This is a genomic window from Streptomyces sp. NPDC031426 (assembly GCF_055581585.1).
This window is the reverse complement of the sequence record NZ_JBVIJE010000016.1, coordinates 126,042-139,873: the sequence shown is the minus strand read 5'-3', so window position 1 is coordinate 139,873 and position 13,832 is coordinate 126,042. Positions and strand designations below refer to the sequence as shown.

Annotated in this window: 12 protein-coding genes and 1 pseudogene; 7 read left to right on the top strand and 6 right to left on the bottom strand. The window is 70.4% G+C overall.

Annotated elements, in window-relative coordinates; all coding sequences use genetic code 11:
* Window positions 1-32 precede the first annotated feature (32 nt).
* On the bottom strand, window positions 33-2,624 hold the full coding sequence (locus ACZ5NH_RS29460) for a transglycosylase domain-containing protein (protein WP_468779486.1): 2,592 nt from the start codon (window positions 2,622-2,624) through the stop codon (window positions 33-35).
* Between the two features lie 1,451 nt (window positions 2,625-4,075).
* Between ACZ5NH_RS29460 and ACZ5NH_RS29455 the strand changes: the two genes are divergently transcribed.
* The 4 genes and pseudogenes from ACZ5NH_RS29455 to ACZ5NH_RS29440 form a co-directional block, all read left to right on the top strand.
* Complete coding sequence (locus ACZ5NH_RS29455; RefSeq protein ID WP_468779430.1) at window positions 4,076-4,876, top strand: ABC transporter permease; 801 nt, start codon at window positions 4,076-4,078, stop codon at window positions 4,874-4,876.
* Between the two features lie 43 nt (window positions 4,877-4,919).
* A complete protein-coding gene (locus ACZ5NH_RS29450; protein ID WP_388627733.1) occupies window positions 4,920-5,696 on the top strand; it encodes an ABC transporter permease in 777 nt (258 codons plus the stop codon).
* Window positions 5,697-5,700: 4 nt separating this feature from the next.
* Window positions 5,701-6,669 carry an ABC transporter ATP-binding protein gene (locus tag ACZ5NH_RS29445; protein ID WP_468779428.1) on the top strand — a complete coding sequence of 323 codons (969 nt, stop codon included), beginning with the start codon at window positions 5,701-5,703 and terminating at the stop codon, window positions 6,667-6,669.
* Between the two features lie 9 nt (window positions 6,670-6,678).
* A pseudogene (locus ACZ5NH_RS29440) lies at window positions 6,679-7,344 on the top strand (DUF1707 SHOCT-like domain-containing protein); the annotation flags it as partial.
* Window positions 7,345-7,363: 19 nt separating this feature from the next.
* Here ACZ5NH_RS29440 and ACZ5NH_RS29435 read toward each other — a convergent pair.
* The 3 genes from ACZ5NH_RS29435 to ACZ5NH_RS29425 form a co-directional block, all read right to left on the bottom strand.
* A complete protein-coding gene (locus ACZ5NH_RS29435) occupies window positions 7,364-7,756 on the bottom strand; it encodes a hypothetical protein (protein WP_388627411.1) in 393 nt (130 codons plus the stop codon).
* Between the two features lie 150 nt (window positions 7,757-7,906).
* On the bottom strand, window positions 7,907-8,644 hold the full coding sequence (gene rph, locus ACZ5NH_RS29430; RefSeq protein ID WP_388627410.1) for a ribonuclease PH: 738 nt from the start codon (window positions 8,642-8,644) through the stop codon (window positions 7,907-7,909).
* Between the two features lie 78 nt (window positions 8,645-8,722).
* A complete protein-coding gene (locus tag ACZ5NH_RS29425; protein WP_030782705.1) occupies window positions 8,723-8,956 on the bottom strand; it encodes a PTS sugar transporter subunit IIB in 234 nt (77 codons plus the stop codon).
* Between the two features lie 184 nt (window positions 8,957-9,140).
* On the opposite strand from ACZ5NH_RS29425, the gene ACZ5NH_RS29420 reads away from it, so the two are divergent.
* Together ACZ5NH_RS29420 and ACZ5NH_RS29415 are read left to right on the top strand one after the other, a co-directional pair.
* Complete coding sequence (locus ACZ5NH_RS29420; RefSeq protein ID WP_468779425.1) at window positions 9,141-10,457, top strand: PTS transporter subunit EIIC; 1,317 nt, start codon at window positions 9,141-9,143, stop codon at window positions 10,455-10,457.
* A gap of 131 nt (window positions 10,458-10,588) precedes the next feature.
* Window positions 10,589-11,893: a PTS transporter subunit EIIC gene (locus tag ACZ5NH_RS29415; protein ID WP_468779423.1), complete on the top strand. Its 1,305-nt coding sequence runs from the start codon at window positions 10,589-10,591 to the stop codon at window positions 11,891-11,893.
* 66 nt (window positions 11,894-11,959) lie between these two features.
* On the opposite strand, the gene ACZ5NH_RS29410 is transcribed toward ACZ5NH_RS29415, so the two are convergent.
* Window positions 11,960-12,712 (bottom strand): MBL fold metallo-hydrolase, encoded by a 753-nt coding sequence (locus ACZ5NH_RS29410; RefSeq protein ID WP_468779421.1) that lies wholly within the window; start codon window positions 12,710-12,712, stop codon window positions 11,960-11,962.
* 216 nt (window positions 12,713-12,928) lie between these two features.
* Between ACZ5NH_RS29410 and ACZ5NH_RS29405 the strand changes: the two genes are divergently transcribed.
* A complete protein-coding gene (locus ACZ5NH_RS29405) occupies window positions 12,929-13,381 on the top strand; it encodes a type II toxin-antitoxin system PemK/MazF family toxin (RefSeq protein WP_388627403.1) in 453 nt (150 codons plus the stop codon).
* Here ACZ5NH_RS29405 and ACZ5NH_RS29400 read toward each other — a convergent pair whose 3' ends face one another.
* The gene (locus ACZ5NH_RS29400; RefSeq protein WP_451003619.1) at window positions 13,382-13,831 is read right to left on the bottom strand and encodes a hypothetical protein; all 450 of its coding nucleotides are present in this window, start codon (window positions 13,829-13,831) and stop codon (window positions 13,382-13,384) included.
* Window position 13,832 lies beyond the last annotated feature (1 nt).

Below are 13,832 nucleotides of genomic sequence, written 5' to 3'. Positions count from 1 at the left end.
GGGGCTGGTGACCGTGGTCACCAGCCCCTTTGTCACGCCGCGGGGTCGCCGCCTCCGGTGCCGGCGGCCGTGCCTGTCGTGCCGCCGCCGCCATCGGTACCGCCGCCGGTGGCCGTGCCGCCTCCGGTGGTCCCTCCGTCGGTCGTGCCACCGCCCGTCGTGTTGCCGCCGCCCGTCGTGCCGCCGCCCGTGGTGTCTCCGCCGGTGGTGTTGGTGCCGCCGCCCGTGGTGGTGCCGCCGGTGGTGCCGGTGCCGCCGGTGGTGGTCGTACCACCGTTGGTCGGGGTGCCGGCGGTGCCGCCGCCGGCCGGGCTGGTGGTCGCACCGCCACCCGTCGGGGTGCCGGTGGTGCCGCCGTTGCTCTGGTCACCGGTCGTGCCCGGCTGGGCCGAGCCGGTGGCGCTGGGCGCCTGTGGCTGGTCGGCGCCCTGCTCCAGCTGGAGGTCGAAGGCGGAGGCCGACGTGTTCTTGAGTGCGTCCGCCGTGTACTGGGCCCAGATCTGGGTCGGTGCGCCGCCACCGTTGATACGGGGCTGGCCGAGGGCGCCGTACAGCGGCATGTGCTTGGCCGTCACCGGGTCCTGGCCCATGACCGAGACCACCGTGGCCAGGTCGGGGGTGTAGCCGGCGAACCAGGCGGCGGTGTCGTTCTCGGCGGTACCGGTCTTGCCGGCCGCCGGGCGGCCCGCGGCCTGTGCGGCGGTGGCGGTGCCGTTGTCGACGACGCTCTGCAGGATGGAGGTGGTGGTGTCGGCGGCCTCACGGCTGACGACCTGCTTGACCGACTGCTCGGGCAGCTTGACCTCGTCCGTGCCGTCCTTGGTGATCTTCTCGATCAGTGTGTACGTGCCGTGCTTGCCGTGGTTGGCGAGCGTGGCGTAGCCCTCCGCCATGTCCAGCACGCTGGCGGTGGCGGTGCCGAGGGCGATCGACGGGTACGGCTGGAGGTCCGGGGTGTCGGAGGGGATGCCGAGGTCGATCGCGGTCTGCTTGACCTTGGACGGGCCGACATCGACGGCCATCTGCGCGTAGACGGCGTTCACGGACAGGTCGGTGGCCTTGGTGACGTCGATCTGGCCGTACGACTTCTGGTCCTCGTTCTGCGGGGCGTAGGCGCCGCCGCTCCAGCCCTGTACGGGGCGTTCGTTGGTGCCGTCGTACAGGGTGTTCGGGGTGATGGGGCGGCCGTCCTGGGTGGTCGAGCCGTTCTGCACCGCCGAGGTGAAGACGAAGGGCTTGAAGGTGGAGCCGACCTGGAAGTCACCGCGGGTCGCGCCGTTGGTGTACTGCTTCACGTAGTCGATGCCGCCGTACATGGCGACGACCTTGCCGGTCTTCGGGTCGACGGAGGCGCCGCCCGCGCGGACGTATCTGTCGACCTTGTTGTTCTTCTTGTCCAGCTTGGCGATCAGCTGGTCGTTGACCGCCTTGACGAAGGCGTTCTGCCGGTTCTTCTGGATGGTGGTGGTGATGCGGTAGCCGCCGGAAGCGAGCTGGTCGTCGGTGAGGATGTTGTTGGTGGTCAGGTAGTGCTTGACCGCCTCGACGAGGTAGCCGCGCTGGCCGGACATGCCCGTGGAGACCGTCTGCTCCTTCGGCATGGGGAACTTCATCCCGGCGCGCTGGGACTGGCTGAGCCAGCCCTTCTTGACCATGCCGTCCAGGACGTAGTTCCAGCGGGCGACGGCCGCGGCCTTGTTCTCGGGGTGGGCCACGACGTCGTACTCGCTGGGCGCGTTGACGAGCGCGGCGAGGTAGGCGGCGCGGGCCGGGTCGAGGTTCTGGGCGTCCACGCCGTAGTAGGCCTGGGCGGCGGACTGGATGCCGTAGGCGTTGCGGCCGAAGTAGCTGGTGTTGAGGTAGCCCTCGAGGATCTCGTCCTTGGACTTGTTGCGGTCCAGCTTGATCGAGATGAAGAACTCCTTGGCCTTGCGGGTGACCGTCTGCTCCTGGCCGAGGTAGTAGTTCTTCACGTACTGCTGGGTGATCGTCGAGCCGGACTGCTTGCCCTTGCCGGTCGCCGTGTTCCAGGCGGCGCGGATCATCGCCTTGGGGTCGATGGCCGACTCGGTGTAGAAGTCGCGGTCCTCGGCGGCCAGTACGGCGTGCTGGGCGTCCTTGGATACCTGGGCGAGGCTGACGTTCTCCCGGTTGATCTGGCCGTCGCGGGCCAGCTGGGAGCCGTCGGCGTAGAGGTAGACGTTGGCCTGCTTGGTGGCGAGGGCGTTGGCCGGCGGGATGTTGACCATGGAGTAGCCGAGGAAGAAGAGGCCGACGAGCAGCATGATGCCGATGACGAAGGTGCCGAGCACCATGCGCCAGGTCGGGATGATCCGCCGCCATCCGGTCCGCTTGGGCCGCTTCGGCTTCTTGCCCTTGCCGCCGTTGCCTCCGGCGGGCTCACCGTCGCCGGGGGTGGGGGTGGCTGCCGCGCGTGCCGTGCCCGCGGGGCCGGCCTGGGAAGCCTGGGCGGCGGCACCGGCGGTGCCGACCGCTCCGGCCGCCTGGGTGGGGCGGGGGGTGGTGTCGGGGCCGGGCGTACGAGGGGTGCGCCCGGCGGCGTTCGGCTCGCCGGCGGCCGTCTTGGCGGGGTCGCCCGGCTCGGCCGCTCGGGGTGCGTTGATCCGCCGGAGAACCTGGGTGGTCTCGGGCGCGGGCGCCTGCCCGGAGCCCTGGGCGGCCCCGGCCGCGGGCGCCGTGACGCGCCGCAGCACCTGTGTGCTCTCGGCGGACTGAGCCTGCGCCGGGACCTGCGGCTTCCCGGAGCCAGTACGGGGCCGGCCGGAGCCCTGGGATACGGCGGAGCCGCCGGAGTCCTGGGAAGCGCTGGAGGGCCCGGAGCCTTGGGAGGCGACGGATGGCCCGGAGCCCTCGGAAGCGCTGGAGGCACCTGCGGCCTCGGACGCACTGGAGCGCTCCGAGCCCTGGGAAGCGACGGAGGGCCTGGAGTTCTGGGAAGCGCTGGAGGCGCCTGCGGCCTGGGACGCGCTGGAGGCGCCGGACGCCGAGGCGGCGCCGGCTGCCGGGCCACCCGAGGCCTGGCCCTCACGAGCCGCCGAGCCGCTGCCGGACGCCGACGCGCCCTGGTCCGACGCGGCCGTACCGGAGCCCGCGCCGCCGCGAGCCCCCGAGCCGTCACCAGCAGCCCCACGGGACACCGGCGCGCCTCGGTCCACCGAGCCTGTGCCGAAGCCCGAGCCCCTGCCGGAACTCGAGGCCTCACCGGACGCCGAGCCTCCGCGCGCCGCCGAGCCCCCACCGGGGCCCGAAGCCGCGCCGGAAGCCGAAAGGTCACCGGAATCCGTGTCCTCGTTGGACGCGGTCGCCCCCTGCTGTTCCGTCCGGCCGCCTCGGGCCGCCTGGCGGGCCCGGGCCATGGAGGCCGTCCGGTCCAAGGCCGAGCGGTCCGCCGGAGTCGACGAGCCCGCCGGAGTCGAGCGGTCCGGGGAGGCCGTACGGTCACCGGTTCGGCCGGACCCGGTCCCCCGGGCCTGACCACCCTGCCCGGTCTCCCGGGCCTGACCACCCTGCCCAGCCGTGCCGCTCTGCTCAGCCTGTCCAGCTCGGCCAGCCGTGCCACGCTGCTCAGCCCGCTCGGCCGCACCGCCCGCCTCGGCCCGCGCGGACTCCGCCGTACCCGCCGAACCTGCCGAACCCGCCGAACCCGGCGTCTCCCGGGACTCCGCCCGCCGACCGGACCCCACCAAATCCGCCGTACCAGCCGAACCCGCCGGCCCCGGTGTCTTCCCGGACTGCCCGCCAGCCGCCTCGGGAGGTGTCGCTGTGCCGGCCCCCTCGGGCTCGGCCTCCCCGGGCCGCTTTCTCGGCGGCATGCCTTCGTTCGGCTGCTGCGGCTGCGGCTCGTCGCTCATTCGTGCACGGACTCCTGTTTCGCGTCGTACGTTCCCGTACGCCTCGTACGCTCTTCTGCGCCCCCAGTTTGAAGACTCTCGCACCTGGCGTTCCGTTCCCGGATTCCAGCACGCTTCGGGCACGAAATTGCGTGGCCGGACGCCGGGCTCCGGGACTAAGCTCCTGCGCTTCGGTGTCGAGCGGTCCCGGGAGGTTGACTGGCGTGGGCGCGGGACGGTTGTACGTGGCCGTCGCGGCGGGGGGATTCAGACGGTACGCGACGTATCGGGCCGCCACTGCGGCAGGGGTGTTCACGAACACGGTCTTCGGACTGATCCTCGTCTATACGTACCGGGCACTGTGGGACGAGCGGCCGCACCTCGGCGGGTGGGATCAGGCGCAGGTCGTGACCTATGTGTGGCTGGGGCAGGCGTTCCTGTCGACGCTCGCGATCGGCGGCGGTGGCGTCGAGAACGAGTTGATGGAACGCATCCGTACGGGGGACGTGGCGATCGACCTGTACCGGCCCGCCGATCTGCAGATGTGGTGGCTCGCCACCGACCTGGGCCGGGCGTTTTTTCAGTTGGTGGGACGAGGGATCGTGCCCTTTGTCTTCGGTGCTCTGTGTTTTCCGGTGTACCTGCCGACGGACGTGGGCACCTGGGTCGCCTTCTTCGTCGCCGTGCTGCTCGCGATGCTCGTCGGATTCGGCATCCGGTACCTGGTGGCGCTCAGCACGTTCTGGTTCCTGGACGGCATGGGTGTGACGCAGATGTCATGGCTGGTCGGCTACTTCTGCTCGGGCATGCTGCTGCCGCTGAACATCTTCCCGGGGGCGCTCGGCGAGGTCGTGCGGGCGCTGCCGTGGTCCTCGCTGCTGCAGGCGCCGGCCCAGATCCTGCTGGGGCACGCGGATCCGCTGGGCACGTATGTGTTCCAGGGGGCGTGGGCGGTGGTGCTCCTGGGTGCGGGGCGGCTGGTGCAGTCGGCGGCGACGCGCAGGGTGGTGGTCCAGGGTGGCTGAAATCGGCTCCGGCCGGGTGCGGGAGGGGGTGCGGGCCTATCTGATGATCGCCGGGATGTGGATCAGGTCCACCATGGCCTACCGCGCCTCGTTCCTGATGACCACGTTCGGCAACTTCTCGGCGACCCTCCTCGACTTCGTCGGGATCATGCTGATGTTCTCGCGGGTGGACGCCCTGGGCGGCTGGTCGCTGCCGGAGGTGGCCTTCCTGTACGGGCTGTCCGGTACGGCCTTCGGTCTCGCCGACCTGGTGATCGGGTCGATGGAGCGGCTGGGGCGGCGGGTGCGCGACGGCACGCTGGACACGCTGCTGGTGCGGCCGGCGCCGGTGCTGGCCCAGGTGGCGGCCGACCAGTTCGCGCTGCGCCGGCTGGGCCGGGTGGTGCAGGGCCTGCTGGTACTCACCTGGGCGGTGGCCCGGCTGGACATCGCCTGGACGCCGCTGAAGCTGCTGCTGATGCCGGTGATGGTGGTGAGCGGCTGCGGGATCTTCTGCGCGGTGTTCGTGGCGGGGGCGGCCTTCCAGTTCCTGGCGTCGGACGCCTCGGAGGTGCAGAACGCCTTCACCTACGGCGGTACGACGCTGCTGCAGTATCCGCCGACGGTGTTCGCGAAGGAGCTGGTGCGCGGGGTGACGTTCGTACTGCCGCTGGCCTTCGTCAACTGGCTGCCCGCGACCTATGTGCTGGGGCGGCCGTATCCGCTGGGGCTGCCCGAGTGGCTGGCGTTCGCTCCGCCGCTGGTGGCGGTGGGGTGCTGCGCGCTGGCGGGGCTGGCCTGGCGGGCGGGACTTCGTTCGTATCGGAGTACAGGGAGCTAGCGCGGTGGCGGACAGCGATTTCATCTCACTGGAGAAGGTCGAGAAGGTCTTCGAGGTGCGCAGGAAGACCGGGTTCCTGAAGCGGGAGCGGCGCGAGGTGCGGGCGGTGGACTCGATCTCGTTCAGCGTGGCGTGCGGGGAGATGGTCGGGTACATCGGGCCGAACGGCGCCGGGAAGTCGACCACGATCAAGATGCTGACCGGCATCCTGACGCCGAGTGGGGGCAGGCTGCGGGTGGCGGGCATCGATCCGTCGCGGGAGCGGCGGCGCCTGGCGCACCGGATCGGGGTGGTGTTCGGGCAGCGTACGACCCTGTGGTGGGACCTGCCGCTGATCGACTCCTACCGGCTTGCGCACCGCATGTACCGGATCCCGGATGCGCGTTACCGCGAGAACCTGGACCGGTGCGTCGAACTGCTGGAGCTGGACGCCCTGTTGGACGTGCCCGTGCGGCAGCTCTCGCTCGGGCAGCGGATGCGCGGGGACATCGCGGCGGCCCTGCTGCACGACCCGGAGGTGCTGTACCTGGACGAGCCGACGATCGGGCTGGATGTCGTGTCGAAGGCGAAGGTCCGGGGTTTCCTGCGGGAGTTGAACGCCGAGCGGGGTACGACCGTGCTGCTGACCACGCACGATCTGCAGGACATCGAGCAGTTGTGCTCCCGGGTGATGGTGATCGACCACGGCCGGCTGATGTACGACGGCCCGCTCGCGGGGCTGCACGAGGCCGGGGAGAGCGAGCGGACGCTGGTGGTGGACCTGGAGCGGGAACTGCCGCCGGTGGACGTGCCGTCGGCGCGGGTGGTGCGGGTGGAGGGGCCGCGGCAGTGGCTGGCGTTCCCGGCGGGGCAGTCGGCGGCACCGCTCGTGGCGTATCTCGCGGCGGAGTATCCGCTGGTGGACCTGTCGGTGCGGGAGCCGGACATCGAGGCGGTCATCGCCAAGATGTACGCGGAGAAGGCGGTCTCGTAGGCTGCTGTCATGACCGACGACGCAAGTCCGGACCTCCGGGCGTCCGACAGCGACCGTGAGCGGGTCGCCGAGGTCCTGCGGGACGCTCTGGCCGAGGGCCGGCTCGACATGGCGGAGTTCGAGGAGCGGCTGGAGGCGACGTACAAGGCGCGTACGTACGGCGAGTTGGCGCCGCTCACCCGTGATCTGCCGGCGGCCGGCACGGTGACGGCGCCCGTCCCGGTCTCCTTCACCAAGGAACCGGCGGAGAGCGGGAGTTGGGCGGGCCGGATCGTCGGGGGCGAGGGGTCCTCGTCGGGTGCGGTCGCCATCATGTCCGGCTTCCAGCGCAAGGGCCGCTGGACGGTGCCGAAGCGGTTCGACTGCTTCGCGTTCTGGGGCGGCGGCGAGATCGACCTGCGGGAGGCGGACTTCGCGGCCCGCGAGGTCGAGATCAACTGCGTGGCGATCATGGGCGGGGTGCAGGTCATCGTGCCGCCGGGGGTCGAGGTCGTGGTCCGCGGCATCGGCATCATGGGCGGCTTCGACCATCCCCGGGACGACGGCCCGCCGGAGCCGGGGGCTCCGCGGGTGATCATCGGGGGCCTTGCGTTCTGGGGCGGGGTGGACGTGACCCGCAAGATCAGCCGAGCGGAACGGCAACGGCTGAAGGAGCGGCGCCGGGACCTGGAGCGCTGAGCCCCGCGCCCCTGCGTTACTTCGTGCAGACCTTGGTGAGTTCGCCGGCCGCGTCCGTGACCGGGCCCAGGTCCGGCGTCTTGTCGCCGTTCTTGAGGGCCGTACGGACGTTCCCCACGGCCTTGTCCAAGTCGTCGACCGCCTTGTTGACGTCGGCGTTGTCGGTCTTGTCGCCGATCTTGTCCAGGTTCTTCTCGATGGAATCGAGTGAGCTGTCGGCCTGGGAGGGGTCGTTGGCCGCGTTCTCCACCGCCTGCTGCAGATCCGTGACGCTGTCGGCGATGGAGTCGGCGGTCTGCACGCAGTCCAGGGCCTTGTTCACGGCGTCGCAGCCGGTGGTGAGGCCGGCGGTGAGCGCGGCGAGCGCCACGGCGGCGACGGCGGTGAGACGGCGTCGGCTGACGGCCATGGTGGTGTTTCCCTCCCCTGGTAGGGCCCGTACGGCCCGGTGCGGCCGCCGTACCCCTAGGACGCCGGGACGGGCGCGCGGGTTGCCCCTGCGCGCCCGTCCCTTTGGTCTGCCCTTTACTTCCGGGTCTTCCTGCTTCCGGGTCTTCGCCTACTTCGCGAGCGTGGCTTCGAGGGCCGCGCGCTGGTGGGCGGCCAGTTCGGCGCAGCCGGTGACGGCGAGGTCGAGCAGGGCGTCGAGCTCCTCGCGGGCGAAGGGCTCGGCCTCGGCGGTGCCCTGGACCTCGACGAAGCGGCCGTCACCGGTGCAGACGACGTTCATGTCGGTCTCGGCGCGCACGTCCTCCTCGTAGCAGAGGTCGAGCAGCGGGACGCCGCCGACGATGCCGACGGAGACGGCGGAGACGGTGCCGGTGAGCGGCTGGCGGCCGGCCTTGATCAGCTTCTTGCCCTGGGCCCAGGAGACGGCGTCGGCGAGGGCGACGTAGGCGCCGGTGATGGCGGCGGTGCGGGTGCCGCCGTCGGCCTGGAGGACGTCGCAGTCGAGGACGATGGTGTTCTCGCCGAGCGCCTTGTAGTCGATGACGGCGCGCAGCGAGCGGCCGATCAGCCGGGAGATCTCGTGGGTACGGCCGCCGATCTTGCCCTTGACGGACTCGCGGTCGCCGCGGGTGTTGGTGGCGCGGGGCAGCATGGCGTACTCCGCGGTGACCCAGCCCTCGCCGCTGCCCTTGCGCCAGCGCGGGACTCCCTCGGTCACGGAGGCGGTGCAGAACACCTTGGTGTCGCCGAAGGAGACGAGGACGGAGCCCTCGGCGTGCTTGCTCCAGCCGCGTTCGATGGTGACCGGGCGGAGCTGTTGGGGGGTACGGCCGTCGATGCGAGACATGGCAAGGAGCCTAGCCGCACCTGAGGAAGGGGCTCCGCCCGCGTCGGGAAGAGCCCCTTTTCCGGTGAGCCCGTCGGCTCACATCATGTCTTCGATCTCTGCGGCGATCGGGTCGGCGTCGGTGCCGATGACGACCTGGATGGCCGTGCCCATCTTGACGACGCCGTGGGCGCCGGCGGCCTTCAGGGCGGCCTCGTCGACCAGGGAGGGGTCGGACACCTCGGTGCGCAGCCGGGTGATGCAGCCCTCGATCTCCTCGATGTTGTCGATGCCGCCGAGGCCGGCGACGATCTTCTCAGCCTTGCTGGCCATGTTCCTTCTCCCTGATCCGAACCGCTTTGTCGCAGTAACCCACAGTTGGCCCATCTTCGCGAGCGGTCATGCCGTGCGTGCCGAATGATGGCGATCACGACAGCGGAACCGTCCGCCAACTGGTCTACACCACAGGGGGTACGGTCGCCAAACCGCGTGCGAGTCGAGTGTCCGGGAGGACGCCATGAGTGCCGACAGCGCGCCCGCCGACAGCACGGCCCGCCCGGCGCGGGAGCGCTGGAACCGGCTGTTCCAGGGCCTGCAGAAGATGGGCCGCAGTCTGCAGTTGCCGATCGCGGTGCTGCCGGCGGCGGGCATCATCAACCGGCTGGGCCAGCCGGACGTGTTCGGCAAGGACGGACTCGGCTGGACGAACGTCTCGAAGGTCATGGCCGGCGCGGGCGGCGCCCTGCTCGACGGCTCGATCGGGCTTCCGCTGCTGTTCTGCGTGGGCGTGGCGATCGGCATGGCAAAGAAGGCGGACGGCTCGACGGCGCTGGCGGCGGTGACGGGTTTCCTCGTCTACTACGGGGTGCTGCACCAGTTCCCCCAGCCCTGCCCCGGCGGCTCCAAGGCGGTCCCGCAGGTCGGCTGCCAGGTGACCGTCGGCGTGGGCACGGGTTCGGTGACGCCCTTCACCTTCCAGAACCCGGGCGTCTTCGGCGGCATCGTGCTGGGCCTGCTGGCCGCCTTCTTCTGGGCCCGCTTCCACCGCACCAGGCTGGTGGACTGGCTGGGCTTCTTCAACGGCCGGCGACTGGTGCCGATCATCATGGCGTTCGTCGCCATCGTCCTCGCGGCGCTGTGTCTGTGGATCTGGCCGCCGATCGGCGGCGGACTGGAGAGTTTCAGCAAGTGGCTGCGGGACGCGGGTTCCTGGGGCGCGGGGATCTTCGGCGTCGCCAACCGGGCGCTGCTCGTCGTCGGTCTGCACCAGTTCCTCAACGTGCCCATCTGGTTCCAGTTCGGCAGCTACACCAAGCCCGACGGCACGGTGGTGCACGGCGACATCAACATGTTCCTCCAGGGCGATCCGCACGCCGGCCAGTTCACCTCGGGCTTCTTCCCGATCATGATGTTCGCGCTGCCGGCCGCCGCGCTGGCCATCACGCACTGCGCCAGACCGAGCCGTCGCAAGGAGGTCGGCGGCCTGATGCTGTCGGTGGCGCTGACGTCGTTCGTGACCGGCATCACCGAGCCGATCGAGTACTCGTTCATGTTCATCGCGCCGCTGCTGTACGCCGTCCACGCGCTGCTGACCGGTGTATCGATGGCGGCGACCTGGGCGCTCGGGGTGCACGACGGGTTCAGTTTCTCGGCCGGCCTGATCGACTACGTCATCAACTGGCGCCTGGCGACGAAACCAGGGCTGATCATCCCGATCGGCCTGTGCTTCGCGGCGGTGTACTACGCCGTCTTCCGGTTCGCGATCACGAAATTCGACCTGAAGACCCCGGGGCGTGAGCCGGAGGACGAGGTCGAGGACACCACCAAGGCGTGACGCCTTAGCACATCGGCACGCCGCGTAGCGTTCCGGTAGCGGATTTCGTGGTTCCTTATACCGCCTTCATCGTGCTACAACAGGTCTACACCACTGAGTGGTGTAGACCACCATCGATGGAGGAACCATCCATGAGCACCGCCACCGCGACGGCGGCTCCCGCGAAGAAGCGGGGATCCGGCCTGTTCCAGGGCCTGCAGAAGGTCGGCCGCAGCCTGCAGCTCCCCATCGCCGTACTGCCGGCGGCGGGCATCCTCATGCGGCTCGGTCAGCCCGACGTGCAGGCCAAGCTCCACCTTCCCACGAACGTCGCGAAGGTGTTCGCCGGTGCCGGCGGCATCCTGTTCGACAGCTCGTTCGGCCTGCCGCTGCTGTTCTGCATAGGCGTGGCGATCGGCTTCGCCAAGAAGGCCGACGGGTCGACGGCGCTGGCCGCCGTGGTGTCCTTCCTCACCTACTACGCGGTGATCCACCAGTTCCCGATCAAGGACGGGCACGAGGGCGCCGTCTACACCCCGGTCGCCCCCTTCGGTGGGTTCTGGCAGAAGGGGCACGAGGCCGCCCAGGCCGCCACCTTCCAGAACCCGGGCGTGCTCGGCGGCATCATCATCGGTCTGCTCACCGCCGTGCTGTGGCAGCGCTACCACCGCAAGCAGCTCGTCGACTGGCTCGGCTTCTTCAACGGCCGCCGGCTGGTGCCGATCATCACCGCCGTCGTCGGCGTAGCCCTCGGTGTCCTGGTGGTCCTCGGCTGGCAGCCGATCGGTGACCAGATCACCAGCTTCGGCAAGTGGATGACCGGCCTCGGTTCCGTCGGTGCCGCCCTCTTCGGCCTCATCAACCGTGCGCTCATCCCGATCGGCATGCACCAGTTCGTCAACTCGGTGGCCTGGTTCCAGATCGGCGACTACACCAACCACGCCGGCACCGTCTTCCACGGCGACCTGCCGCGCTTCTTCGCGGGTGACCCGCACGCCGGTATGTTCATGACCGGCTTCTTCCCGATCATGATGTTCGGTCTGCCCGCCGCCGCCCTGGCCATCGCCCACTCCGCCCGCCCCGAGCGCCGCAAGGCCGTCCTCGGCATGATGACCTCGCTGGCCCTGACCTCGTTCGTCACCGGTGTCACCGAGCCGATCGAGTTCTCCTTCATGTTCATCGCCCCGCTGCTGTACGCCATACACGCGGTCCTCACCGCGGCGTCGATGGCCGTCACCTGGGGGCTGGGCATGCACATGGGCTTCAGCTTCTCGGCCGGTCTGACCGATGTCTTCTTCAACTGGGGCATCTCCACCAAGCCCTGGCTGCTGATCCCCGTCGGCCTCGTCTTCGCGGCGATCTACTACTCGGTCTTCCGCTTCGCGATCGTCAGGTTCAACCTCCCCACCCCGGGCCGCGAGCCCGAGGAGGAGGTCGAGGACATCACCAAGGCCTGACGGCAACGACATGACGAAGGCCCCCGGAACCTGATCGGTTCCGGGGGCCTTCGTCATGCGCCGAGGCTAGATCTCGTACGTCACCCGCGGCGCCGCCAGCTCCACCGGCCCGTCGAACACCGCGCGCGCGTCACGGAGGTTCACCCGCGGATCGGTCCACGGCGGGATGTGGGTGAGCACCAGGCGCCGCGCGCCGACCCGTGCGGCCGTCTCGCCCGCCTCGCGGCCGTTGAGATGCAGGTCCGGGATGTTCTCCTTGCCGTGCGTGAACGCGGCCTCGCACAGGAACAGGTCGGTGTCCCGGGCCAGCTCGTCCAGCGCCTCGGTGACCCCCGTGTCGCCGGAGTACGTCATCGACCGCCCGCCGTGCTCGATACGGATGGCGTACGCCTCCACGGGATGGCGGACCCGCTCGGTGTGCACCGTGAACGGGCCGATCTCGAACGTGGACGGCTTGACGGTGTGGAAGTCGAACACCTCGCTCATGGACGAGGCGGACGGGGTGTCGGCGTAGGCGGTGGTCAGGCGGTGTTCGGTGCCCTCGGGGCCGTAGACCGGGAGGGGGTCGCAGCGGCCGCCGTCGTGGCGGTAGTAGCGCGCGACGAAGTACGCGAGCATGTCGATGCAGTGATCGGCGTGCAGATGGCTCAGGAAGATCGCGTCCAGGTCGTAGAGACCGCAGTGGCGCTGCAGCTCGCCGAGGGCGCCGTTGCCCATGTCGAGAAGCAGCCGGAAGCCGTCGGCCTCGACGAGGTAGCTCGAGCAGGCCGATTCCGCGGACGGGAACGACCCCGAGCAGCCGACGACGGTGAGCTTCATGAAGCAGAAACCTCCGTTGGCGGAAAGATCATAAAGGGGCTGGAAACGGGGGTCGTGCGGTTCGTCGAGCGTAAGGCGCGAAAGCACGGGTCGCTCCTCCGCCAGGGGCCGTTGTGGGCGAACTCACCTGCGCTGTCACCGGTTCGGCTGGACCGGGGGCGCATGAGGTCCCGCAGAGGGCGCGCAATCCTCGGCGCGCGCCGGTAACGTCGTCGTATGGACACGTCCTGGTGGCTGGCACTCGCCGCGGTGGTACTGCTCGCGCTGGTCGCCACGCTCGTCGACGGCTGGGGGCGCGGCCGCCGGTACGCCGGCCGGCGCCTCGGATCGCTCGGCCGCATACGCCCGGGGCAGGCCGCCCGGCCGGTCCCCGGGGACATCTGGTGGGCGGACGTCCCCTACGAGGACCGCGCCGACGCCAAGGACCGGCCGTGTCTGGTGCTGGCCGTGCGCGGGAACCGGGCCACGGTCGCCAAGATCACCAGCAAGTACCACGACGAGCGCGCGGGCGTGATCCCGCTGCCGCCGGGCGCGGTCGGCGACGCCCGCGGCCGCCCGAGCTTCCTGGAGACCGACGAGCTGCGCGAGGTGCCGGTCGGCGACTTCCGGCGCCGGGTGGGTGTGGTGGACCCGGTTCTGTGGGACCAGGTACGGCACCTGGCCGGCTGATCACTTCACGTTCACCGTGACCGTCCACTCCTGAATGCCCTTGCAGGACACCTGGCCCGGTGCCGTCGGCTCGGCGCACAGGGGGCGGGAGGACGTCAGTTTCTCGGTGCCGGTGGCCACCGCCTGGTACGCGGCCGTCGCCTGGCCCGGCAGGATGACGAAGCCCGCGTTGATGCCCTTCAGCGCGCTGCCGGTGGCCATGAGCGGCTTCCAGGGGCGGGACTTGGTGCCGTCCAGGGTGACCCGGACCTCGCCGCCCTTGGCCACGCACACGGTACGGCCGCTGTCGGAGGCCTTGAGCTGGACGAGGGGGGCGCAGCCGGCGCCGCTCGGGGACGCGGACGGTGACACCTTGCTGCCACCGCTGCCGGTGTCCTTGCCGCTGTGGGAGCCGCAGCCGGCGAGGAGCAGCGCTGTGGCCGCGAGGGCACAGAGGGTCGTACGGCGCATG

What these genes read in the sequence shown, in the direction of transcription:
- ACZ5NH_RS29425 (WP_030782705.1), bottom strand. Translation starts at nt 8,956, where the DNA reads ATGGCCAGCAAGGCTGAGAAGATCGTCGCCGGCCTCGGCGGCATCGAC.
- ACZ5NH_RS29420 (WP_468779425.1), top strand. Translation starts at nt 9,141, where the DNA reads ATGAGTGCCGACAGCGCGCCCGCCGACAGCACGGCCCGCCCGGCGCGG.
- ACZ5NH_RS29415 (WP_468779423.1), top strand. Translation starts at nt 10,589, where the DNA reads ATGAGCACCGCCACCGCGACGGCGGCTCCCGCGAAGAAGCGGGGATCC.
- ACZ5NH_RS29400 (WP_451003619.1), bottom strand. Translation starts at nt 13,831, where the DNA reads ATGCGCCGTACGACCCTCTGTGCCCTCGCGGCCACAGCGCTGCTCCTC.
- ACZ5NH_RS29410 (WP_468779421.1), bottom strand. Translation starts at nt 12,712, where the DNA reads ATGAAGCTCACCGTCGTCGGCTGCTCGGGGTCGTTCCCGTCCGCGGAA.
- rph (WP_388627410.1), bottom strand. Translation starts at nt 8,644, where the DNA reads ATGTCTCGCATCGACGGCCGTACCCCCCAACAGCTCCGCCCGGTCACC.
- ACZ5NH_RS29405 (WP_388627403.1), top strand. Translation starts at nt 12,929, where the DNA reads ATGGACACGTCCTGGTGGCTGGCACTCGCCGCGGTGGTACTGCTCGCG.
- ACZ5NH_RS29435 (WP_388627411.1), bottom strand. Translation starts at nt 7,756, where the DNA reads ATGGCCGTCAGCCGACGCCGTCTCACCGCCGTCGCCGCCGTGGCGCTC.
- ACZ5NH_RS29450 (WP_388627733.1), top strand. Translation starts at nt 4,920, where the DNA reads ATGATCGCCGGGATGTGGATCAGGTCCACCATGGCCTACCGCGCCTCG.